The sequence below is a fragment of the Nonomuraea sp. NPDC049129 genome (assembly GCF_040648495.1).
In the GTDB taxonomy this organism is placed as follows: Bacteria; Actinomycetota; Actinomycetes; order Streptosporangiales; family Streptosporangiaceae; genus Nonomuraea.
Map to the genome: position 1 here is coordinate 304767 of NZ_JBEZDU010000005.1, position 20216 is coordinate 324982.

Below are 20216 nucleotides of genomic sequence, written 5' to 3' on the forward strand. Positions count from 1 at the left end.
AACAGCTGTGGGGTGGAAGCGCTAGGCCTCGGGATGCTTGCTCAGATATTCGATGTAGACCGGCCGCAGAGCCTCGCCGAGCTCGCCTTCGCCGGCCGCCAGGGCATCGCTGAGCAGCGCGGACACCCGGCTGAGGTCGTTGGCGGTCTCCGTGTCGTGACCGCTGGCGGCCTCGGCCGCCGGGATCACCCGCAACAGATTCCACAGAAAGCCCAGATCGCCGTGACGTACGGCGTAGCTGACCGCGCGATCGTGCAGCTCACTGGCCGACAGCGATTCGAATCCATCCGAGTCCATCTCGCTCCCTTCCCCCGACTGCCTCTTCCCAGCGTTGGCCCTCGGTAACGCCTATCGACAACGCCTATCACAGTGGGTGGCTGGGTGGCACATATCCGCTCATCACGGAGTGCCTCTATCGGAGCACCGATCGGTAATGGGAGGATCAACCAGCGTGAGATTCATCATCAGAACCCTGGCGGCCGCGGTCGCCCTCTGGGTCGCCATCCAGTTCGTCCCTGGCATTCAGATCGCCGGGTCGAACACCCACAAATACTGGGGCACCCTGCTCATCGTCGCCCTGATCTTCGGCCTCATCAACGCCATCGTGAAGCCGATCATCAAAACGCTGGGCTGTGCACTGATCGTGCTGACGCTGGGGTTGTTCCTCCTCGTGATCAACGCGGCCATGCTGCTGCTGACGAGCTGGATCTCCGGCCAGCTCGACATCCCCTTCCATGTCGCCAACTTCTATCCGGCCGCCTTCTGGGGCGCGATCATCATCAGCGTCGTCAGCTGGCTGCTCGGCCTGTTCATCCCCGACAACGATTGAGCTCGGTGGAGCTCGACGGTGCCGGTCTGACCTGCGCGCAGGTCCATGCGGCGGCGTACGGCGCGGCCCGGGTCACGATCTCCTCACTGGATCGGGCCCGGGCCGCGTGGCGGGCCGCCCAGGAGCTGACCGGCCCCGTCTATGGGCAGAGCACCGGGGTCGGGGCCAACAAGGACGTGGCCGTCGAGGAGGGCGGGCTCGACCTGCTGCGCAGCCACGCGGGCGGGGCGGGGCCGCTCGTGGCGCCAGAACAGGCCAAGGCGATGCTGGTGGTACGGCTCCACCAGCTGCTGGCGGGCGGCTCGGGCGTCGATCCCGGCGGTTGCCGTTCATCAGCTCCGGGGCCGCGACGCTGGCCGACGCCGCCATCGCGGTGCACCGGGTGCGTGTCCTGCTCGACGCCGCCGTCGACGTGGCGGCCTTCAGCTTCGTCGCCGTAGCGGCCTCGGCCGAGCCGCTGGCCGCCGCCGTACAGGAGGCCCGACTCCACCCCGGCCAGTGGGGCTGAGGGCCTCCAGGAAGACGGCCGCTGACCGGTACGAATATCCCGCCGTTACGGCCCGCGGAAGACCCTGTCCGCGCACCGCCGCAGCCCCGCCCACGGCCAGTAGCCCGCCGAAGACAGGCAGTCCCGCCGCTACGGACCGCCCACGACCGGCAGCTGCCCCACCGAGCCGCGTTCGCGGAGCGTCGGCTGCTGCACCACCCGCCGACGCCGCGTCCCACCGTCGGCCGCCGCCGACATGAGGCGGACCGCAGCCCGCACGATGCCGTCGATGTCCCAGTCGACCGTTGTGAGCCCCGGTGTGAGCAGGCCCGACATCGGGTGGTTGTCGTAACCCATGACCGAGACGTCGCCCGGGATCGACAGCCCCAGCTCCGCCGCCGCCGCGTAGACGCCATAGGCGATCGAGTCGGCGAAGCAGAACACCGCGCTGGGCCGATGCGCGTCGAGGATGCGGTGGGCCGCGTCGGTGGCCGCCGCCAGGCCGTGGGGCGCGGTGGCCACCACGATGTCGAGGCCGAGGCGGTCGGCTTCGGCGGTGACGAGCACGTCGGCCGGCCGGTCGGGGGTGCTGGTCATGGTCGGCGTCAGGAGGGCGATCCGCCGGTGGCCCATCGCGTGGAGGTGCTCCAGCGCGAGGGTGACGCCACCGCGGTTGTCGAAGACCACTTCGCCGGCCGTGCCCGCCAGTGAGTCACCGATCGCCACCACCGGCAGCGACTCGCACAGCTCCGACCAGAACGGCGCCGCCGGATCGACGGGCTGCACGATCATGCCGTCGACCCGCTGGTCGCGCAGCTGCTGGGCCAGCGCCCGCTCGCGGGCCGGGTCGCCGACCGCGTCGAGGATCAGCGCGTAGCGGTCCTTCTCCCGCAGGCCCCTGCTGATGCCGACGGCCAGCGACTGCTGCCAGAGGTCCTCGAGCGAGCCGCAGAGCAGCCCGATCATGTTGGTGCGCCCGCTGGCCAGGGCCCTGGCGATGGGGTCGGCCTCGTAGCCGAGCTCGGCGGCGGCGGCGCGGACCCGCTCCATGGTCTCCTCGGAGACCTGCATGCCACGCAGCGCGTAAGAGACAGCGGCCGGCGACAGACCGGTCGCTTGGGCCACTTCCCGGATCGTCGCTCTCTTCCGTGGCATCTAGCCAGCCTATTGCGTGGCACCGACAGAAGCTCGCATGCCAAAGAAGCCGCCGGCGGGGTTCGTCCCTATCGGGGGGCAAGCGGCCCACCGTTGACATTTGTCCAGTGAAGCGGTTCACTGAACCGTATCACTGAAACGGTTCACAGTCTCGAAGTTCCAGCGTGATAGGTTTACCTGCAATACTAGTAGGAAATAGAGGGAGGTGTGGTCGTGATCATCGACATCCATCAGCATTTGTGGACCCGAACATTCGTCGAAGCGCTCCGCGATCGGACCGCACCCCCCTACCTCGACGGCTGGACGCTGATCCTCGACGGCGAACCGCCCTACGAGGTCGACCCCGCAGACCACACCGACCGGGACGTCACCGGGCTGGAGCTGGCCCTGGTCTCGCTGTCCAGCCCGCTCGGCATCGAGTTCCTGCCTCCGGAGGAGGCGTGGCCGCTGCTCGACGCCTATCACGAGGGCGCGCTCGGGCTGCCCGCGCCGTTCGGCGCGTGGGCCTCGACCTGCCACAGCGAGCCCGATCCCGAGCGCCTGGCCAAGGACCTCGACCGCGGGTTCGCCGGGCTGCAGATCCCGGCGACGGCCCTGCCCGACGACCGGCTGCTGGACGTGCTCACGGAGCGGGACCTGCCGCTGTTCGTCCATCCGGGCCCGGCCGCGGCCACGCCCGGCACACCGTCCTGGTGGCCCGCGCTCGTGCCGTACGTCCAGCAGATGCACGCGTCGTGGCACTACTTCCACGCGGTCGTCAGACCGCGCCACCCCAGGCTGCGCGTGTGTTTCGCGCTGCTGGCCGGGCTGGCCCCGCTCCACTCGGAGCGACTGATCGCGAGGGGCGGCACGGGCCGCGGCCTGGTGGACCCCGGCTGCTTCGTGGAGACCTCCTCGTACGGCCCGCGCGCGATCGACGCGATCGTCCGCGAGCTCGGCGTCGACGTCGTGGTCAACGGCTCCGACGCCCCCTACGCCACCGCACCAGACCCGGGACTCGGCGAGGCAGCCGCCCACGCCATCCGGGTCACCAATCCCCGTCGTCTACTCGGCCGAAAGGAGACCCGTACGTGAGCGAGCAGACCATCGAGCACCCCGGCATTAACCAGACCCAGGACGGGGGTGCCTGTGCTCAGCTCCCGGAGCGCACACTGGACCGGCGCGAGCTGCGCCAGCTGGTGAACGAGCTGGCGGCCAACCCGGCCGAGTGGCGCGATCAGGTGGAGTTCCCCGCCGACGGCGGCCGGCACTATGCCTCGCTCTACCGTGACGCCTACGTCGACGTCTGGCTCCTGTGCTGGCGGCCCGAGGACGACACGGGCTGGCACGACCACGACATCTCCTCGGGCGCGGTCCACGTGGTCCAGGGGGCGCTGCTGGAGTGCAACCCGCGCATCGGCGGCGAGCACCTGGAGACCGTGGTGTCGGAGGGTCAGTCGTTCTCGTTCGGCCCGGACCACATCCACCGGCTCAACGGCGCCGTGGACAACAGCGTCTCGATCCACGCCTACTCGCCGCCGCTGTGGCGGCTCGGCCAGTACTCCATCGACGACACCGGCGTCATGCGCCGCGTCTCGGTCAGCTACGCCGACGAGCTTCGTCCGATGGACGACGCCGTGGTGGCCTAGGAGAGGCCGTAGTGGCTAGGAACGGCGTGGTGGCCTGAGCACGCAGCAGCTCGCGCAGGGCTCCACGTCGGGCAGCGCGATCCACAGACAGCAGGTCCTGCGGAAGTAGCCGTCGTCGGCGGGCTCGATCAGCCCGTCGACCGGCTTGCCGATCTCGGCCAGCAGCGCCATGTAGTCACCCGCCACGAACTGCGTCAACGGGTGGGCGAACGCCTCCGCGGTCGAACCCCAGAGCGTCCGCTCACCCACTCTGGCCATCCGGCTGAGCACGCGTACGAGCGGCTCCTGCGACTCGGCCAGCGCCCGCCTGATCGGCGCGACGCCGGAGCCCCAGCTCACGCGGGAGGCCGCGATCGTCACCCCCGCCCCGGACACCTTGAAGTACGTCTCGGCCGGCCGCATGGTCGGCACCCGCCCGTCGAGCGCCCAGCCGAGCGCCATCGGCAGCGTGTGCCAGTAGCCGTAGGTCTTCCAGAACAGCGCGGCACCGACGTGGCGCGGGGCGCTCCAGCGCGCCGCCGTCTGCTCGACCAGCTCCTCCAGCAGGGCGTACGGCGGGCGCAGCAGCTCCGAGGCGGCCGTCCAGGTCTCGTCCGGCGTGATGACCAGGCCGGGTTCGACCCCGATCACCCCGCCGCGCTCGTCGGCCAACCGCTGGAGCGCCTCCGTCAGCACGTGAGTCCTTCCGCTACCGGTAAGCCTTGTCCAACGTAGCAGGGCGTCCCGCGAACCAGCCGGCCAGGAGTTGCGCCCCCAGCACCCCGAGCCCCGTCAGCAAGGGCACCGTCCACCCGCCGGACACCTGCCTGAGCAGCCCGAACAGCACCGGCCCCAGCGCGGCCACCGCGTACCCCACCGACTGCGCCACCGACGACAGCGCGGTCACCGACGCCGGGTCGGGCGCACGCAGCGCGATCAGCAGCAGCGCCAGCGCGAACGAGGCCCCCTGCCCGACCCCGAGCACGACCATCCACAGCCACGGCAGCCAGGGCGCGGCGACCGGGGCCAGCAACATGCCGAGGTAGCCGGCCACGGTCAGCAGCCCCGCCCCGATCACGAACGGCACCTGCGACGGCCGCCGCCCGGCCAGGATCGGCACGCCGAGCGTGGCGCCCACCTGGACCAGGTTCGTCACGCTGAGCAGGTAGCCGGCCTGGTCGGCGGGCAGTCCTGCGTCATGGAAGATCGTCGGCAGCCAGGCCAGCAGCACGTAGAAGGTGAACGACTGCAGGCCCATCAGCGCGGTCACATACCAGGTGACCCGGCTGCGCAGCACCACCCCGAACGGCCGCGGCCCGCCCTGCGGCCCCGCCTGCCCGCGCAGCGCCTGCGGCAGCCAGAGCAACGCGGCTATCAGCGCGGGTACGGCCATCAGCGCCGACATACCGCGCCAGCCGTAGCCCGTGGCGTGCTCGACGGGGATGACCAGTGCCGAGGCGGTCGCGGCGCCGCCCACGATCGCGGAGCTGTAGACGCCGGTCATCAGATTGACCCGGTCGGGGAAATATTCCTTGGTGATGCCGGGCATGGCCACGTTCATCACGGCGATGGCGGTGGCCGCGATCGCCGAGCCCGCGTACAGCGCGGGAATGCCGTCGAGGCCGCGCAGCACCACGCCGGCGGCGAGCACGAGGAGCCCGGCGAGCAGCGTGCGGTCCAGCCCGATCCGGCGCGCGAGCAGCGGCGCGATCGGCCCGAACACGCCCAGGCAGACCACCATCACCGTGGTGATCCCGCCGCCGGCGGCGGGCGTGAGGCCCACGTCGTTCATGATCTCGTCGAGGAGCGGGGAGATACCGGCGATCGCGGGCCGCAGGTTCAGCGCGGCCAGCACGAACCCGGCGACGAGGAGTGCGGATCTCAGGGGCATAGAACCTCTACTCTCGCATAACGCTCTGACAACGTTGTCTGGCCGTCTTACTTGGGAAAGGATCCAAGGGTGAGACCGACGATGAAGGATGTCGCCACGGCAGCCGGGGTGGCGCTCAAGACGGTCTCGCGCGTCGTGAACGGCGAGCCGGGCGTCAACCCGGCGACGGCCGAACGGGTGCGCGAGGCCATCGACCGGCTGGGCTACAGCCGCAACGAGAGCGCGCGCGTGCTGCGCAGGGGCCGCACCGCGACCGTCGGGCTGGTCATCGAGGACGTCGCCGACCCGTTCTACGCGGGGCTGAGCCGGGCGGTCGAGGACGTGGTCATCGTCGAGGGCTGCCTGCTGCTGAGCGGCTCGTCCGGCGAGAAGCCGACCAGGGAGCGCGAGCTGGTACGCACCTTCTGCGCCCGCCGGGTCGACGGTCTGATCGTGGTGCCGGCCGGTGACGACCACTCCTATCTGCGTCCCGAGCTCGACGCCGGGACGCCCGCGGTGTTCGCCGACCGGCCGCCCGGACCAGGGCTGGACGTCGACACCGTGCTCAGCGACAACGCGGGCGGCGCCAGGGAGGCCGTCGGCCATCTCCTGGCGCACGGCCACCGGCGGATCGCCATGCTCGGCGACCATCCGTCGATCTACACGGCGGCCGAGCGGCTGGCGGGTTACCGCGCGGCCCTCGGCCCGCTCTTCGATCCCCGGCTGGTGGCGATGCGCGCCCCCACGCCCGAGACGGTCAGGGACGATCTGGAGCGCATGCTGGCGCTCGACGCGCCGCCGACCGCCCTGTTCACCGGCAACGGGCGGCTCACCGTGACGGCGCTGCGTGCCTTGGGCGGGCGGCGGATGGGGCTGGTCGGGTTCGACGACTTCGAGCTGGCCGACCTGCTGACGCCCGGCGTGACGGTGGTGGCCCAGGACCCGGCCGGGATGGGCCGGGTGGCCGCCGAGCTGCTGTTCCGCCGCCTGGCGGGGGACGGCGGGCCGTCGGAGCACGTCGAGCTGCCGGTACGCCTCATCCCCCGCGGCTCGGGCGAACTACCTCCGTGACCTCCGAGGCGGAGACGGGGCGAGCTTCCGGGCGTAGTGCGCCGGACAGGGCCAGGGCGACGAGGACGCCCGCGACGCCCGCCGCGAAGATCGCCGGTCCCGGACCGATCGCCTCCCCCAGGACACCGATCAGCGCCGCGCCGATCGCCTGCCCGGTCATCAGCCCGGCCGACAGCAGTCCGAACGCCTGGCCGCGCGCCTCCTCCGGCACCGAATCCACGAAGCGCCGCTGCAACCCGAGCTGGTAGGACACCCCGGCGGCGGACACGGCGGCCAGCACCGCCGCCCACGCCACGCCGGGCGCCGCCAGGAAGGCCAGCCACGGCAGCCCGATCAGCACCGCCAGCGGCAGCGACAACCGCTCCCTGACCGCCGGAGCCGCGAACCGCCCCACCACGAACTCCCCGACCGCCATCCCACCGGCCGCCGCCGCGAGCACCACCCCCGCCTGCCCCTGGCCACCCAGGTAGGGCACGACCATCGCCTCGGCCCCGGCCATGCACGTGCTCGGCAGCCAGCTCGCCAGCAGCAGTCCCCGCACCCGCCGATCGACCAGCAGCGACCGATTCACCCGCAGAGTCACCCGCACGGCCCCACCGCCCGCGCCGCGAGCCGCCTCCGCACCACCCACCGCCGCGCCACCAGCCGCCGTACTACCGGCAGCCGCGCCCCGGCCGGGCCGGTAAGGCAGGCCGTACCGGAGCACCAGGGCGGCCACCGCCGAGAGCCCTGCCGTGATCGCCAGCGCCCCGCGCGGCCCCGTGACCGCCAGGAAGGCACCCCCCACGGCCAGCCCCGCGATCTGGGCGCCCGCCGAAGTAACCCCCATGAGCGACCGGGCCAGCACGAACGCGTCCCCGGGCAGTACGTCCGGCAGCAACGCACTGCGCGCCGCCCCGAACACCGGCGCGAACAACCCCGTCACCAGCACCAGCCCGAGCATCACCGGCACCGGCAGTCCGGCGAAGGCCAGCAACAGGCACACCACCACCCTGACCAGCTCCCCCGCGACCATCACCGCCCGCGGCGGCAGCCGATCGGCCAGCGAGAGCAGGAACATCCCGCCCAGGATGTACGGCAGCCACCCGACCATGTACGCGGCGGCCGAGAGCCCGGGCGACCCCGTCTCCGCGTACACCAGCACCGACAGCGCCAGCATCTTGATCGAGTCCCCGGAGATCAGCAGCGCGAAGCTGCCGAACAGCACCCGGAACTCCCGTACCGCGAACACCTGCCCGAAGGTGGCCCCACGCTCGGTCAACCCGCACCCCCATCGTGAAAGGGCGGCTCCGGAGGGAGGTCTCGGAGCCGCCGGTCACGATGCTGCGGGACCACGCCCGGCGAGGGCGAATCTTTCGGATATAAACGAAAGGTGTTCAGGATCGAGGTCACCCCGCAGGACGTGGTGGCCAGCCGGTTTGCCATCTCGCCGCTGATCGAGACCATGCACGCGCAGTGGGTGCTCGAAGGGCGGACCAGGGCGGGCGCGCACCGGCGGTGGGTGGACAGATGGCACGAGCGGTACAAGGAGCTCGCCGGCCGCCTCCCCGCCCTGCGCGCCATGGCGGCGATCACCGGCAACAAGGGCACCGGCAACGTCGATTTCATCGCGCCGCCGCCCGCCGGGATGAGCGTGCCGTTCGACACCGAACTGGCCGCCATGCGCACGACTCCGGTCGAGCAGGCGCACGCCGAGATCGCCTCGGTCCTGGCCCAGCGGCCACCCGTGCCGGAGTGGACCAGGGCGCTGCTGCTCGGACCCGACGTCGTCCAGGTACTGGCCGACGCCTACGAGACGCTGTGGACGGAGATCCTTTCCAAGGACTGGCCGCGCTTCCAGGCGATCCTGGAACGCGACGTGGTGCAGCGGGCGGGCCGGCTCGCCGCGTACGGCTGGGCGGCCGCGCTCGACGACCTGAGCGAGCAGGTCCGATGGCACGGCGACGGGTACATCGAGGTCCGGATGGGCCAGAGCGACGAGCGGCACCGGCTCGGCGGCAAGGGGCTGCTGTTCCTGCCGTCGGCGTTCGTGCCCGCCGTGGGCGCCTACCTGGAGGACGCGTGGCCGTACGCGCTCACGTACCCGGCCCGTGGCACGGCCGTCGAGGTGCCCGCGGCGGGTGCGGGGGCGGGCCTGGCGGTGCTGATCGGCCGCACCCGGGCCCGCATTCTCGCCGAGCTCGCCGTGCCCGCCACCACCACCCACCTCGCGGCCCTGCTCGGGCACAGCCTCGGCACCACCGGCGGCCACCTGGCCGCCCTGCGCCGCACCGGCCTCATCGCGGGCACCCGTACCGGCCGCGCCGTCCTGTACGCCCGCACTCCACTCGGCGACGCCCTCGTAGCGGGAAACAACTGAAGCACGGGTACGCGCGCGAGGACCGATGATAGTTCGGCAGACTCGATACCCCCGTGATCCGAGGGCACGAAGGTATAGTCACATCTGTCCAGCACAACTGTTCAGGCCGAGGGAGCGCGCGCATGAAGGCCGCCGATGTCGCGCCAGAGGCGCAGGCCCGGTTCCCGCACGATCTCATGTACGCGGCGGCGACCCAGTACTACCTCGAAGACGCCACCCAGGCCGACATCGCCAAGCGGCTGGGCGTCAGCAGGGCGACCGTGAGCCGGCTGCTCACCGAGGCCCGCCGCCAGGGCATCGTCGAGATCAAGGTGCACCGGCCCGCCACCCTCGAGGACGGCCCCCTGGCCGCCAGCGTGGCCGAGGCGCTGCGGCTGCGGCGCGTCCACCTGGTCCCCAAGGTCAGCGGCCCGGCGCTGGGACCCTGGCTGGCGCCGGGGCTGGCCCGTGCCCTGGCCGGGGTCGGGCTGGAGTCGGGCGACGTGGTGCTGGTCTCGTCCGGCAGCACGGTGTACGAGTGCGCGCGCGAGGGGCTGGGGCAGTTCCCCGGCGTCACCATCGCACCGGCCGTCGGCGGGCAGGAGGAGCCGCAGCCGTGGTTCCAGACCAACGAGACCACCCGCATCCTGGCCGAACGCGTCGGCGGCGTGCCCAGCTACCTGTACGCGCCCGCGCTGCCGGGGCCCGAGCTGTTCTACTCGCTCCAGCACGAGCCGTCGGTACGCAAGGTCATGGACCTGTGGGCGCACGCCAAGTGCGCCATCGTCGGCGTCGGCTCCGCGCCGCTGATGCGGCAGGTCGTGCCCGCCTTCATGCCGCGCGACGCGGAGAGCCTGCGCGAGGCCGTGGGCGACGTCTGCATGCGTGTGTACGACCGCGCCGGCGAGCCGGTCTCCTACCCGGGCAGCGAGCGCCTGGTGGCCCCCGGCCTGCACGAACTACGCCGCATCCCGTCGTCGATCGCCGTCGCGGTGGGTGCCGAGAAGGTGCTGTCGATCATCGCGGGCGCCAAGGGCGGCTACTTCAACCAGCTGGTCACCGACGTCCTGACCGCCGAGGGCCTGCTCGCCGCGGCACGCCGTTCCTGACAAGCAGCCGACGCTCCTGACAGCGACGTCCCGATAAACACCCGACAAACCGGGAACGAACCCCAAACGACCACTTCTTGCCCAAAACCAGGCCTAGGCCCTGAACACTTTTGCTGGACAATTATTCAGACCTCGCGCTAGCGTGAGCCACACCACAGGACGTGGCCGGTTGTGAGCGGCTTGTCTCCCGTGGCGTTTTCGGGGGAGCGACGCGATCAGCGAGTCCGTGAGGACGTAGTGAGTGAGGAAATATCCCGTGAAGAGAGTTCAGATGCGGACCTCCGCGTTCGCCGCGGTTGTAGTCATCGCAGGGTCGGCGCTGGCCGCCTGCGGCTCCGGCTCCACCGGTGGTGACAGCGGCACCAAGGCGGGCGGCGGCGCGGAGAACGCCAAGGTGGCCTTCCTCATGCCCGACCTCGCCTCCACCAGGTACGAACTGCAGGACAAGCCGCTGTTCGAGGCCAAGATGAAGCAGCTCTGCCCGAGCTGCACGGTCATCTACCAGAACGCCGACTCCGACGCGGCCAAGCAGCAGCAACAGGCGAACTCGGCCCTGGCGCAGGGCGTCAAGGCCATCGTGCTCGACCCGGTCGACTCGGCCGCCGCGGCCACGATGGTCAAGACGGCGCAGTCGCAGGGAGTGGCGGTCATCGCCTACGACCGGCCGATCCCGGCCACGCCCGCCGACTACTACATCTCGTTCGACAACGAGAAGATCGGCAACATGATCGCCCAGTCCCTGGTCGACCACCTCAAGAAGGAGAACATCCAGGGCGGCCTCCTGGAGGTCAACGGCTCGCCCACGGACGCGGCGGCCGGCCTGATCAAGAAGGGCATCCACAGCGCGATCGACCCGAGCGGCTTCAAGCTGCTGGCCGAGTACGACACTCCCGACTGGCAGCCGGAAAAGGCCCAGACCTGGGTCAGCGGCCAGATCACGCAGTTCAAGGACCAGATCGCCGGCGTGGTCGCGGCCAACGACGGCACCGGCGGCGGCTCGATCGCCGCGTTCAAGGCGGCCGGCGTGAAGGTGCCGCCGGTCACGGGCAACGACGCCGAGCCGGCCGCCGCCCAGCGGATCATCGCCGGCGACCAGTACAACACGATCTCCAAGCCGATCAAGATCGTGGCGGAGGCGTCGGCCGACGTCGCCTACCAGTTCATGCAGGGCAAGAAGCCCGCGGGCAAGACCACGCTCTACAACACCCCGTCCCAGCTGTTCGTCCCCACGGTCGTGACCAAGGAGAACATCAAGGCGGTCCTGTTCGACAGCGGCATCATGAAGGCCGGCGAAGTGTGCACCGGCGAATACGCCAAGGGCTGCGCCGAGCTCGGCATCAAGTAAGGCTAGGGAGGAGCGGCCTTGTCGCCCACACAGCAAGCGGACAGCGTTCTGTCCCTGCGAGGGATCAGCAAGACGTTCGGAGCGGTCGCCGCGCTCACCGACATCGACCTCGATGTCGCGGCGGGCCAGGTCATGGCCATCGTCGGCGACAACGGCGCGGGCAAGTCGACGCTGGTCAAGATCCTGTCGGGGGTGCATCCGCCCGATTCGGGGACGATCACCTTCGAGTCGCGGGACATCCACATCCCGACGCCGGCGGCGGCGCACAAGCTCGGCATCGCCACCGTGTTCCAGGACCTCGCCCTGTGCGAGAACCTCAACGTGATCCAGAACCTGTTCCTGGGCCAGGAGGTCCGCCCGCTCCGGCTGAACGACGTGGCGATGGAGACCCGCTCCTGGGACCTGCTCCGCCAGCTGTCGGCGAAGATCCCGAGTGTCCGCGTGCCGGTGGCCGCGCTCTCCGGCGGCCAGCGCCAGACGGTGGCCATCGCCAGGTCGCTGCTCGGCGACCCCAAGGTGATCATCCTCGACGAGCCGACCGCCGCCCTGGGCGTCGCCCAGACGGCGGAGGTGCTCAACCTGGTCGAGCGGCTGCGCGAGAACGGCCTCGGCGTCATCATGATCAGCCACAACATGGCCGACGTGCAGGCCGTGGCCGACACCGTGGCCGTGCTCCGGCTCGGCCGCAACAACGGGGTGTTCGACGTGGGCGCGGTCTCCACCGAAGAGATCATCGCCGCCATCACCGGCGCCACCGACAATGCGGTCTCCCAGCGCCAGGCGCGCCGCAAGGAAGGTCTGCCCTCATGAACAGCACGCTCACGGACCGCCAGGACGAGCGGCTGAGCGCGAACGAAGGGGTGCGCGGCGCGATCGCCGACGTGGTCGAGCGGGCCCGTGGCGGCGACCTGGGTGTGATCCCCGTCGTGGTGGGGCTCATCGTCATCTGGACGGTGCTGCAGATCCTCAACCCGATCTTCCTGTCCAGCGCGAACCTGGTGAACCTCACCCTGGAGTCGGCCGCGACCGGCATCATCGCGCTGGGCATCGTCTGCGTGCTGCTGGTCGGCCAGATCGACCTGTCGGTCGGCTCGGTCAGCGGCCTGTCGGGGGCCGTGCTCGCCGTGCTCTTCGTGGTCAAGGGGCTGCCGGTCTGGCTGGCCATCCTGGCCGCGGTCATCATGGGCGCGGCGATCGGCTGGGTGTACGCGCAGCTGTTCAACCGCTTCGGGGTGCCGAGCTTCGTCATCACGATGGCCGGGCTGCTGGCCTTCCTCGGACTGCAGCTCTATGTGCTGGGCACCAAGGGCTCGATCAACCTGCCGTTCGACTCGGGCCTGGTGAACTTCGCGCAGCTCGACTTCGTACCGGCCTGGCTGTCGTACTGCTTCGCGGTGATCGCGGCCGTCTGGCTGTTCGCCAGCGGCTACCTGCACGCCCAGGAGCGGCGGCGCGCCGGGCTGTCGGCCAGGAGCCTGTCCATGCTGCTGGTCAGGAGCCTGGCGCTGCTGGCCGTGCTGGCCTTCGTGGTCTACTACCTCGGGCAGACCCGCGGCATCGGCTGGATGTTCATCTTCTTCGTGGCGCTGGTGCTGATCATGCACTACATGCTGTCGCGTACCAAGTGGGGCCGGGCCGTCTACGCGGTCGGCGGCAACGTGGAGGCCGCGCGCCGCGCGGGCATCAACGTCAGGGCCATCTACACCTCGGTGTTCGTGCTCTGCTCGTCGTTCGCGGCGGTGGGCGGCATCCTCGCGGCGGCCCGGCTGGCCGCGGCGAACCAGAGCAGCGGCGCGGGCGACGTCAACCTCAACGCCATCGCGGCGGCCGTGATCGGCGGGACGAGCCTGTTCGGCGGGCGCGGCACGGCCTTCGGCGCGCTGCTCGGCATCATCGTCATCCAGTCGATCTCCAGCGGGCTGACCCTGCTCAACCTCGACTCCTCCATCCGCTTCGTGGTCACGGGCATCGTCCTGCTGCTCGCGGTCGTCGTCGACTCGATCGCCCGCAAGTCGCGGACCTCCCACGGACGCGCCTGATGGCGGTCATCTGCGTCGACGCGGGGACCACGGTCATCAAAGCCGTCGGATACGACGAGACGGGCGCCGAGACGGCCGTCGCCCGGCACGGCACCACCGTCTCCAGGCCCGCGCCCGGCCAGGCCGAGCAGGACATGGACTCCGTCTGGGACGCGGTCGCCGGCACGGTCCGCGAGGTCGCGTCCCGGCTCGGCACCGCGCCCGACTTCGTGGCCGTGACCGCGCAGGGTGACGGCTGCTGGCTGGTCGACGGGGCGGGCCGCCCCACCGGTCCGGCGATCCTGTGGAACGACGGCCGCGCCGCCGCCACGGTCGACCACTGGAACCGCTCGGGGCTGGCCGCCGACGCCTTCCGCGTCAACGGCTCCTCCGCCGCCTCCGGGCTCCCCCACGCGATCCTGACCTGGCTGAACGAGCACGACCCCGACCGGCTGGCCCGCTCGGCCGCCAACCTGTCGTGCGGCGGCTGGATCTTCTCCAGGCTGACCGGCGAGCTGGCCGCCGACGAGTCCGACGGCTCGGCCCCCTTCATGGACCTGCGCACCCGCGCCTACTCCCCCGCGCTCCTGGCCATGTTCGGCCTGGAGTGGGCCGATCGCCTGCTGCCCGAGCTGCGCGACGACACGCGCCGGGTGGGCGCCCTGACCCGCGAGGCCGCCGAGCTCCTCGGGCTGCCCGCCGGGACACCGGTCGTGATGGCGCCCTACGACATCGCCGCCACCGCGATCGGCGCCGGCACCGTCGGCCCCGGCCAGGCGTGCAGCATCCTGGGCACCACGCTCTGCACGGAGACCGTCGTCGAGCGGCCCGACCTGGACGGCGAGCCCGTCGGCATCACGATCGCGATGCCCGACGGCTACCTGCGCGCCTTCCCCACCTTCGCCGGGACCGAGGTTCTGCAGTGGGCCTGCCGGCTGCTCGGCCTGGACGGCCCGGCCGAGCTGGGCGAGCTGGCCGCCACCGGCCCGCCGGGCGCGGGCGGGCTGTCGTTCCAGCCCTACTTCTCCCCCGCCGGTGAGCGCGCGCCGTTCTCCGATCCGCTGGCCAGGGGCGCCTTCCTCGGCCTGTCCTTCGAGCATGGGCGCGAGCACGTCGCCCGGGCCGTGCTCGAAGGGCTCACCCTCGTCATCCAGGACTGCCTGGCCGCCTCCGGTGACGGGCCGCACGAGCTGCGGGTGTGCGGCGGCGGCTCGGCCAGCGCGCTGTGGCTGCGGATGATCTCCGACGTCACCGGCCTGCCGGTCTTCCGATCGGGAGACGCCGAGGTCGGCGCCAGGGGCGCCTTCCTGGTCGGCCTGGCCGCCACGGGCGCGGCCACGAGCATCGAGGCGGCGGCCGACCGGTACGTCCGGTTGCGGGATGCCGTACGACCCGAGTCCGGCGCGTACGGCACGGCGTACCAGGACTTTCTGGCCCTGCGCGAGACCAGCGCCCGATCATGGCCGCTGCTCGCCGAGATGCGGGGGCGCTCGTGAGCGTCTGGATCGGTGTGGACCTGGGCACGCAGAGCGTCCGGGCGATGGCCGTCACGGACGGCGGCGAAGTGCTCGGCGCGGCGAGCAGGCCGCTGACCAGCCACCGCGACGGGCCCCGGCACGAGCAGGACCCCGAGGAGTGGTGGCGGCAGCTCTCCGCCGCCACCAGCGAGGCGCTGCGCGACGTGCCGCCGGAGCGGATCCGCGGCGTCGCCGTGGCCGCGACCTCGGGCACGATCCTGCTGACCGGCCCCGACGGCACCGCGCTGACCCCCGGTCTGATGTACGACGACCGGCGGGCGGCGGCCGAGGTGGCGCGGATCGACTCGGTCGGCGCGGCCGTCTGGCAGCGGCTCGGCTACCAGCGTATGCAGGCCAACTGGGCGCTGCCCAAGCTGCTGTGGCTGCTGCCTGACGCCCCGCCGGGCGCGCGGCTGGCGCACCAGAACGACTTCGTCAACCGGCGCCTGGTCGGGCGCGACGTGGCCACCGATCTGAGCAACGCGCTCAAGACCGGCGTGGACCTGATCGAGGAGCGGTGGCCGTACGAGGTGTTCGACGAGCTGGGGGTGCCCGCCGAGACACTGCCCGACGTCGTACGGCCCGGCACCACGCTCGGCACGGTCTGCGCCGAGGCCGCCGCGAGCACCGGCATCCCGGTCGGCACCCCGGTGATCGCCGGGACCACCGACGGGTGCGCGGCGCAGCTCGGCGCCGGAGCGATGACGCCGGGCAGCTGGAACTCCGTCATGGGCACCACCCTGGTGCTCAAGGGCGTCACCAGGGAGCTGATCCACGACCCGCTGGGCGTCGTCTACTCGCACCGCGCGCCGGACGGCTCGTGGCTGCCGGGTGGCGCGTCGAGCACGGGCGCGGGGGTGCTGACCCGCGAGTTCGCCGGACAGGACCTCGACGCGCTGAGCACCCGGGCCGCCGCCCGCTACGGCCCCACCGCCGGCTTCGGGCCCGCCGCCCACTTCGGTCCCGCCGCCAACGGCGGCGCCGGGGAGCCAGTCGTCACCTATCCGCTCGTGTCGCGCGGGGAGCGGTTCCCGTTCGTGGCGCCCGAGGCCGAGGGGTTCACGCTCGGCCGGCCCGCCGACGACGTGGAGCGCTACGTGGCGATCCTGCGCGGCGCGGCGTTCGTCGAGCGGCTCTGCTTCGACTATCTCGACCTGCTGGGCGCCCCGGCGGACGGGGAGATCGTGCTCACCGGCGGAGCCACCAGGAGCGCGTACTGGAACCAACTGCGCGCCGACGTCCTCGGGCGGCCCGTCACGCTGCGGGAGAACGCCGAGCCCGCGCTCGGCATGGCCGTACTGGCCGCGGGAGACAAGGGCGACGCGGCCGGGATGATCCGCACCCGCGCGGTCGTGGACCCGGCCGGACCCCGCATGGACGAGACCTACCTACGCTTCGTCACCGAACTGGAAGGACGCGGCTGGCTGCCCGCGAGCGCCGCCGACCACGCCCGTGAGAGGACCGCGCCATGACCAACATCGCACTGGTGCGCCACGGCGAGTCCGTCTGGCATGCCGAGAACCGCTACGCCGGGCTCAGCGACGTCGAGCTGACCCCGCGCGGCCTCGACCAGGCCGGGCAGCTGGCCTCCTGGGCGGGCCGGGCCGGGCTTGCGGCCGTCTGGGCGTCCACCCTGAGCAGGGCCCGCATCACCGCCGCCGCCAGCGCCGAGGCGGCGGGCGTCGACCTGCGGGTGGACGAGCGGCTGCGGGAGCTCGACTTCGGCCAGGCCGACGGGCTGACCGCGGCGGAGATGCGCGAGCTCTTCCCCGAGGCCCGCGCCGCCTTCGAGGCCGATCCCGCCACGAACCCACTGCCGGGCGGCGAGGACCCCAAGCTCGCGGCCGACCGGTTCACCGAGTGTCTGCGGGACATCGCCGCGGCCCATCCCGACGGCCGGGTGATGGTCGTCGCCCACACGACCGTCATCAGGATCGCGCTGTGCCGGCTCATGGGCGTGCCGCTGGACGAGTACCGGCGGCTCTTCCCGAGCCTGGACAACTGCGCCATCACCGAGATCCGCCCGCGGAACGGCCAGGTGGCGATCCTGCGGTACAACTCCCCGATTGGAGCTCTTCGTTGACCATCCGAGTCCTCGCCGCCGGCGACCACTTCGTCCAGAACCGCCTCTTCATCGACGCGCTCCGGCACGCGGTTCCCGGTGAGGTGGAGATCAGCGAGCTGACGCTGCCGTGGCCGGAGGTGCCGTTCGGCCGGGTGAGCGAGGTGGACGAGGCGTCCGATGTGGAGGACGAGCTGATCGAGGCGCTGCGCGGCGTCGAGGTCTGCGTGACCCAGATGGCCCCCCTGACGAAGCGGGTGCTGGACGCGTCGCCGGAGCTCAAGCTGTTCTGTGTCAGCCGGGGCGGCCCGGTCAACGCCAACCTGGACGCGGCCACCGAGGCGGGGGTCGCGGTCACGTTCGCGCCGGGACGCAACGCCGTGGCCACCGCCGAGCACACGCTGGCCATGCTCCTCGCGGCCACCCGCCGCATCCCCCAGACGCACGCCGACCTGGCGGGGGGCGTCTGGCGGGGCGACTACTACACCTATGACAACGTCGGGCCCGAGCTGGAGGGCTCCACGGCGGGCCTGGTCGGCTATGGGGCGATCGGCCGCCGGGTGGCCCGCATGTTGGAGGGCTTCGGGGCGGAGGTCCTGGTCTACGACCCTTACGTGGAAATTTCAGGACAGGTGGAGTTGGACGAGCTGCTCGAACGCTCCCAGTTCCTCTCCCTGCACGCGCGGGCCACCCCCGAGACCATCGGCATGATCGGCGCGCCGCAGATCGCCGCGATGCCTCGCGGGTCCGTCATCGTCAACTGCGCGCGCGGCTCGCTGCTCGACTACGACGCCCTGTGCGACGCGCTGGAGTCGGGTCACCTGTTCGGCGCCGCGGTGGACGTCTTCCCCGAGGAGCCCATCCCGGCGGGGTCGCGGCTCCTCACGACCCCCAACCTGGTGATGACCCCGCACCTGGCCGGCGCCAGCAAGGAGACGGCCATGAAGGCCGCCGAGATCGTCGCCGAGGACGTGGCCCGCTATGTCCGCAAGGAGCCGCTCAAGCACTGGGCCAACCCGGCGGCGCTCATCCCTTGAGCGCGCCGGCCATCAGCCCGCGCATGAAGAACCGGCCGAGCAGCACGTAGATCAGCATCGTCGGCACCGACGCCAGAATCGCCGCCGCCATCTGCTGGCTGTACGGCGTGGCCTGGGCGCCGGCGATGTTGTTGAGCATGACGGTCGTCGGCCAACTGGTCGGCCCGGTGAGGAAGACGGCGAACAGGAAGTCGTTCCACATCGAGGTGAACTGCCAGATGATCACCACCGCGATGGCCGGCGCGGACACCGGCAGCACTACCGACCAGTACGTACGCAGCATCCCCGCGCCGTCCACCCGAGACGCCTCGATGAGCTCGTCCGGGATGGTGACGTAGTAGTTGCGGAAGATCAGCGTGCAGATCGGGATGCCGTAGACCACGTGCGCCAGCGTCAGCCCGGGGATGCCGCCGTAGAAGACGCCCTGCAGCCCGGTCAGCTCGTTGAGGTTCACCAGGAGCTGCACCAGCGGGATCATCACCCCCTGGTAGGGGATGAACATGCCGAACAGGAACAGCGTGAACAGCACATCCGCGCCCGGGAAGCGCCATTTCGACAGCACGTAGCCGTTCATGGAGCCGAGCACGCAGGACAGCAGCGAGCCCGGCACGGCCAGCAGGACGGAGTTCCACAGGCCCGGGGCCAGCTTCTCCCACGCCACGCGCCACGCCTCGAAGGTCCAGGTCCGCGGCAGGTTCCACGCCTGGCTCGGGTCCGCCTCGGTCAGCGGCTTGAAGCTGGTGACCAGCAGGACGTAGATCGGGATCAGGAAGATCACCACGAAGGCGATCAGCAGGACGAGCCGCACCCCGGTGGACACCCGCCGGCGCCCGATCACCGCGGTCATGAACGCCTCTCCTTACGCACGGACCAGATCAGGTACGGGATGACGAAGACGGCCACGCTCAGCACGATGTACGAGGCGATGGTGGCGCCCTTGGCCGGGTCGTGGGAGTCGAACACCGCCACCCACATGAACACGGCGGGCACGTCGGTGATGATCTGCTTGCCCGACACCGCCACGATCAGGTCGAACACCTTGAGCGAGATGTGCCCGAGGATGATCAGCGCCGACAGCGTCACGGGCCGGAGCATCGGCAGCACGACGTGCCGGTAGACGCCCCACTCGTTGCACCCGTCGACCCGCGCCGCCTCGCGCAGTTCCTCCGGCACACCACGGAACCCCGCCAGGAACAGTGCCATGACATATCCGGACATTTGCCAGACTGCCGGAAGGGCCATCGCGGCCATCCCCCAGTCCGGATCCCGGAACCACTGCCACTGCGGCAGCCCGATCCAGTCGAAGAGCCGGTTGAGCCCGACCGCCCGCTGCTCCATCCCCGAGTTCATCAGCCACCGCCACACGATGCCGGTCGCGACGAACGAGATGGCCATCGGGAACAGGTAGATCGCCCGGAACGTCCCCTCGCCCCTGATCCCCTTCTCCATGAGGAAGGCCAGGAACCAGCCGAGCACCAGCGCGCCCAGCACGAACACGAGCGTGAACATGATCGCGTGCTGCACCGAGATGTGCCATCGAGGCAGGTCCCAGATGTCGACGAAATTCTTCAGCCCGACGAACTTGCCCTCGGACACCTCGTCGTGCTTGTCGGTCATGGCCAGCTGGAAGTTCCAGCCCAGCATGCCGTACACGAACACGCCGATCGCGATGATGGACGGCGTGACGAGGAGTAACCCAGGCAGCCAGGTGCGTGCCCGCCTCACAACATCCCCTCCAAGAGGTACGGCAGGCGCGAAACGCCTGCCGTAC

The 20216-nt window shown here is 71.2% G+C and carries 21 protein-coding genes; 14 read left to right on the top strand and 7 right to left on the bottom strand.

All coding sequences use genetic code 11. The annotated features are described in order from the left end of the window. Positions 1 to 21: 21 nt before the first annotated feature. Positions 22 to 297, bottom strand: a complete 276-nt coding sequence (locus tag AB0B64_RS17395; RefSeq protein ID WP_225291914.1) for a hypothetical protein — start codon at positions 295 to 297, stop codon at positions 22 to 24. Positions 298 to 451: 154 nt separating this feature from the next. Between AB0B64_RS17395 and AB0B64_RS17400 the strand changes: the two genes are divergently transcribed. Then, on the top strand, positions 452 to 829 hold the full coding sequence (locus tag AB0B64_RS17400; protein ID WP_358178340.1) for a phage holin family protein: 378 nt from the start codon (positions 452 to 454) through the stop codon (positions 827 to 829). A 5-nt stretch (positions 830 to 834) separates the two neighbouring features. Then, positions 835 to 1269: an aromatic amino acid lyase gene (locus AB0B64_RS17405; protein WP_358178342.1), complete on the top strand. Its 435-nt coding sequence runs from the start codon at positions 835 to 837 to the stop codon at positions 1267 to 1269. 197 nt (positions 1270 to 1466) lie between these two features. Here AB0B64_RS17405 and AB0B64_RS17410 read toward each other — a convergent pair whose 3' ends face one another. After that, the gene (locus AB0B64_RS17410) at positions 1467 to 2471 is read right to left on the bottom strand and encodes a LacI family DNA-binding transcriptional regulator (protein ID WP_358178344.1); all 1005 of its coding nucleotides are present in this window, start codon (positions 2469 to 2471) and stop codon (positions 1467 to 1469) included. A gap of 213 nt (positions 2472 to 2684) precedes the next feature. On the opposite strand from AB0B64_RS17410, the gene AB0B64_RS17415 reads away from it, so the two are divergent. Together AB0B64_RS17415 and AB0B64_RS17420 are read left to right on the top strand one after the other, a co-directional pair. Continuing rightward, positions 2685 to 3545, top strand: coding sequence for an amidohydrolase (locus AB0B64_RS17415; RefSeq protein WP_357950577.1), 861 nt, complete (start codon positions 2685 to 2687; stop codon positions 3543 to 3545). Further along, complete coding sequence (locus AB0B64_RS17420) at positions 3542 to 4099, top strand: cysteine dioxygenase family protein (protein WP_358178345.1); 558 nt, start codon at positions 3542 to 3544, stop codon at positions 4097 to 4099. The genes AB0B64_RS17415 and AB0B64_RS17420 overlap by 4 nt, the downstream gene beginning before the upstream one ends. 15 nt (positions 4100 to 4114) lie before the next feature. Here the strand turns inward: AB0B64_RS17420 and AB0B64_RS17425 are convergent, their stop codons facing one another. Next, on the bottom strand, positions 4115 to 4774 hold the full coding sequence (locus AB0B64_RS17425; RefSeq protein ID WP_358178347.1) for a hypothetical protein: 660 nt from the start codon (positions 4772 to 4774) through the stop codon (positions 4115 to 4117). Positions 4775 to 4787: 13 nt separating this feature from the next. Beyond that, entirely contained in the window at positions 4788 to 5969 is a 1182-nt protein-coding gene (locus AB0B64_RS17430) for an MFS transporter (RefSeq protein ID WP_358178349.1), read from the bottom strand. Between the two features lie 81 nt (positions 5970 to 6050). On the opposite strand from AB0B64_RS17430, the gene AB0B64_RS17435 reads away from it, so the two are divergent. Then, a complete protein-coding gene (locus AB0B64_RS17435) occupies positions 6051 to 7019 on the top strand; it encodes a LacI family DNA-binding transcriptional regulator (protein WP_357950565.1) in 969 nt (322 codons plus the stop codon). Here AB0B64_RS17435 and AB0B64_RS17440 read toward each other — a convergent pair. Next, positions 6985 to 8280 carry an MFS transporter gene (locus AB0B64_RS17440; RefSeq protein ID WP_358178351.1) on the bottom strand — a complete coding sequence of 432 codons (1296 nt, stop codon included), beginning with the start codon at positions 8278 to 8280 and terminating at the stop codon, positions 6985 to 6987. The two genes, AB0B64_RS17435 and AB0B64_RS17440, sit on opposite strands and share 35 nt — an antisense overlap. 111 nt (positions 8281 to 8391) lie before the next feature. On the opposite strand from AB0B64_RS17440, the gene AB0B64_RS17445 reads away from it, so the two are divergent. The 9 genes from AB0B64_RS17445 (at position 8392) to AB0B64_RS17485 (ending at position 18445) form a co-directional block, all read left to right on the top strand. Then, positions 8392 to 9378: a winged helix-turn-helix domain-containing protein gene (locus tag AB0B64_RS17445; RefSeq protein ID WP_358178353.1), complete on the top strand. Its 987-nt coding sequence runs from the start codon at positions 8392 to 8394 to the stop codon at positions 9376 to 9378. 122 nt (positions 9379 to 9500) lie between these two features. Beyond that, positions 9501 to 10466 carry a sugar-binding domain-containing protein gene (locus AB0B64_RS17450; RefSeq protein WP_225291924.1) on the top strand — a complete coding sequence of 322 codons (966 nt, stop codon included), beginning with the start codon at positions 9501 to 9503 and terminating at the stop codon, positions 10464 to 10466. Between the two features lie 256 nt (positions 10467 to 10722). Further along, the gene (locus AB0B64_RS17455; protein ID WP_357950557.1) at positions 10723 to 11811 is read left to right on the top strand and encodes a sugar ABC transporter substrate-binding protein; all 1089 of its coding nucleotides are present in this window, start codon (positions 10723 to 10725) and stop codon (positions 11809 to 11811) included. Positions 11812 to 11829: 18 nt separating this feature from the next. Further along, a complete protein-coding gene (locus AB0B64_RS17460; RefSeq protein WP_225291926.1) occupies positions 11830 to 12621 on the top strand; it encodes an ATP-binding cassette domain-containing protein in 792 nt (263 codons plus the stop codon). Beyond that, complete coding sequence (locus AB0B64_RS17465; RefSeq protein ID WP_357950554.1) at positions 12618 to 13850, top strand: sugar ABC transporter permease; 1233 nt, start codon at positions 12618 to 12620, stop codon at positions 13848 to 13850. Before AB0B64_RS17460 ends, AB0B64_RS17465 begins: the two co-directional genes overlap by 4 nt. After that, complete coding sequence (locus tag AB0B64_RS17470) at positions 13850 to 15325, top strand: FGGY-family carbohydrate kinase (protein ID WP_358178355.1); 1476 nt, start codon at positions 13850 to 13852, stop codon at positions 15323 to 15325. Before AB0B64_RS17465 ends, AB0B64_RS17470 begins: the two co-directional genes overlap by 1 nt. Continuing rightward, positions 15322 to 16818: an FGGY family carbohydrate kinase gene (locus AB0B64_RS17475; protein WP_358178357.1), complete on the top strand. Its 1497-nt coding sequence runs from the start codon at positions 15322 to 15324 to the stop codon at positions 16816 to 16818. Before AB0B64_RS17470 ends, AB0B64_RS17475 begins: the two co-directional genes overlap by 4 nt. Next, a complete protein-coding gene (locus tag AB0B64_RS17480; protein ID WP_358178358.1) occupies positions 16815 to 17429 on the top strand; it encodes a histidine phosphatase family protein in 615 nt (204 codons plus the stop codon). Before AB0B64_RS17475 ends, AB0B64_RS17480 begins: the two co-directional genes overlap by 4 nt. Further along, positions 17426 to 18445, top strand: a complete 1020-nt coding sequence (locus AB0B64_RS17485; RefSeq protein ID WP_357950542.1) for a 2-hydroxyacid dehydrogenase — start codon at positions 17426 to 17428, stop codon at positions 18443 to 18445. Before AB0B64_RS17480 ends, AB0B64_RS17485 begins: the two co-directional genes overlap by 4 nt. On the opposite strand, the gene AB0B64_RS17490 is transcribed toward AB0B64_RS17485, so the two are convergent. Together AB0B64_RS17490 and AB0B64_RS17495 are read right to left on the bottom strand one after the other, a co-directional pair. Further along, positions 18435 to 19292, bottom strand: a complete 858-nt coding sequence (locus tag AB0B64_RS17490) for a carbohydrate ABC transporter permease (RefSeq protein WP_358178360.1) — start codon at positions 19290 to 19292, stop codon at positions 18435 to 18437. The two genes, AB0B64_RS17485 and AB0B64_RS17490, sit on opposite strands and share 11 nt — an antisense overlap. Beyond that, the gene (locus AB0B64_RS17495; protein ID WP_358178362.1) at positions 19289 to 20170 is read right to left on the bottom strand and encodes a sugar ABC transporter permease; all 882 of its coding nucleotides are present in this window, start codon (positions 20168 to 20170) and stop codon (positions 19289 to 19291) included. Before AB0B64_RS17495 ends, AB0B64_RS17490 begins: the two co-directional genes overlap by 4 nt. Between the last annotated feature and the right edge of the window lie 46 nt (positions 20171 to 20216).

Excerpts from the sequence above, each read along its gene's own strand:
- AB0B64_RS17395 (WP_225291914.1), bottom strand. The coding sequence starts at position 297 with ATGGACTCGGATGGATTCGAATCGCTGTCGGCCAGTGAGCTGCACGAT.
- AB0B64_RS17410 (WP_358178344.1), bottom strand. The coding sequence starts at position 2,471 with ATGCCACGGAAGAGAGCGACGATCCGGGAAGTGGCCCAAGCGACCGGT.
- AB0B64_RS17430 (WP_358178349.1), bottom strand. The coding sequence starts at position 5,969 with ATGCCCCTGAGATCCGCACTCCTCGTCGCCGGGTTCGTGCTGGCCGCG.
- AB0B64_RS17435 (WP_357950565.1), top strand. The coding sequence starts at position 6,051 with ATGAAGGATGTCGCCACGGCAGCCGGGGTGGCGCTCAAGACGGTCTCG.
- AB0B64_RS17450 (WP_225291924.1), top strand. The coding sequence starts at position 9,501 with ATGAAGGCCGCCGATGTCGCGCCAGAGGCGCAGGCCCGGTTCCCGCAC.
- AB0B64_RS17465 (WP_357950554.1), top strand. The coding sequence starts at position 12,618 with ATGAACAGCACGCTCACGGACCGCCAGGACGAGCGGCTGAGCGCGAAC.
- AB0B64_RS17470 (WP_358178355.1), top strand. The coding sequence starts at position 13,850 with ATGGCGGTCATCTGCGTCGACGCGGGGACCACGGTCATCAAAGCCGTC.
- AB0B64_RS17480 (WP_358178358.1), top strand. The coding sequence starts at position 16,815 with ATGACCAACATCGCACTGGTGCGCCACGGCGAGTCCGTCTGGCATGCC.
- AB0B64_RS17490 (WP_358178360.1), bottom strand. The coding sequence starts at position 19,292 with ATGACCGCGGTGATCGGGCGCCGGCGGGTGTCCACCGGGGTGCGGCTC.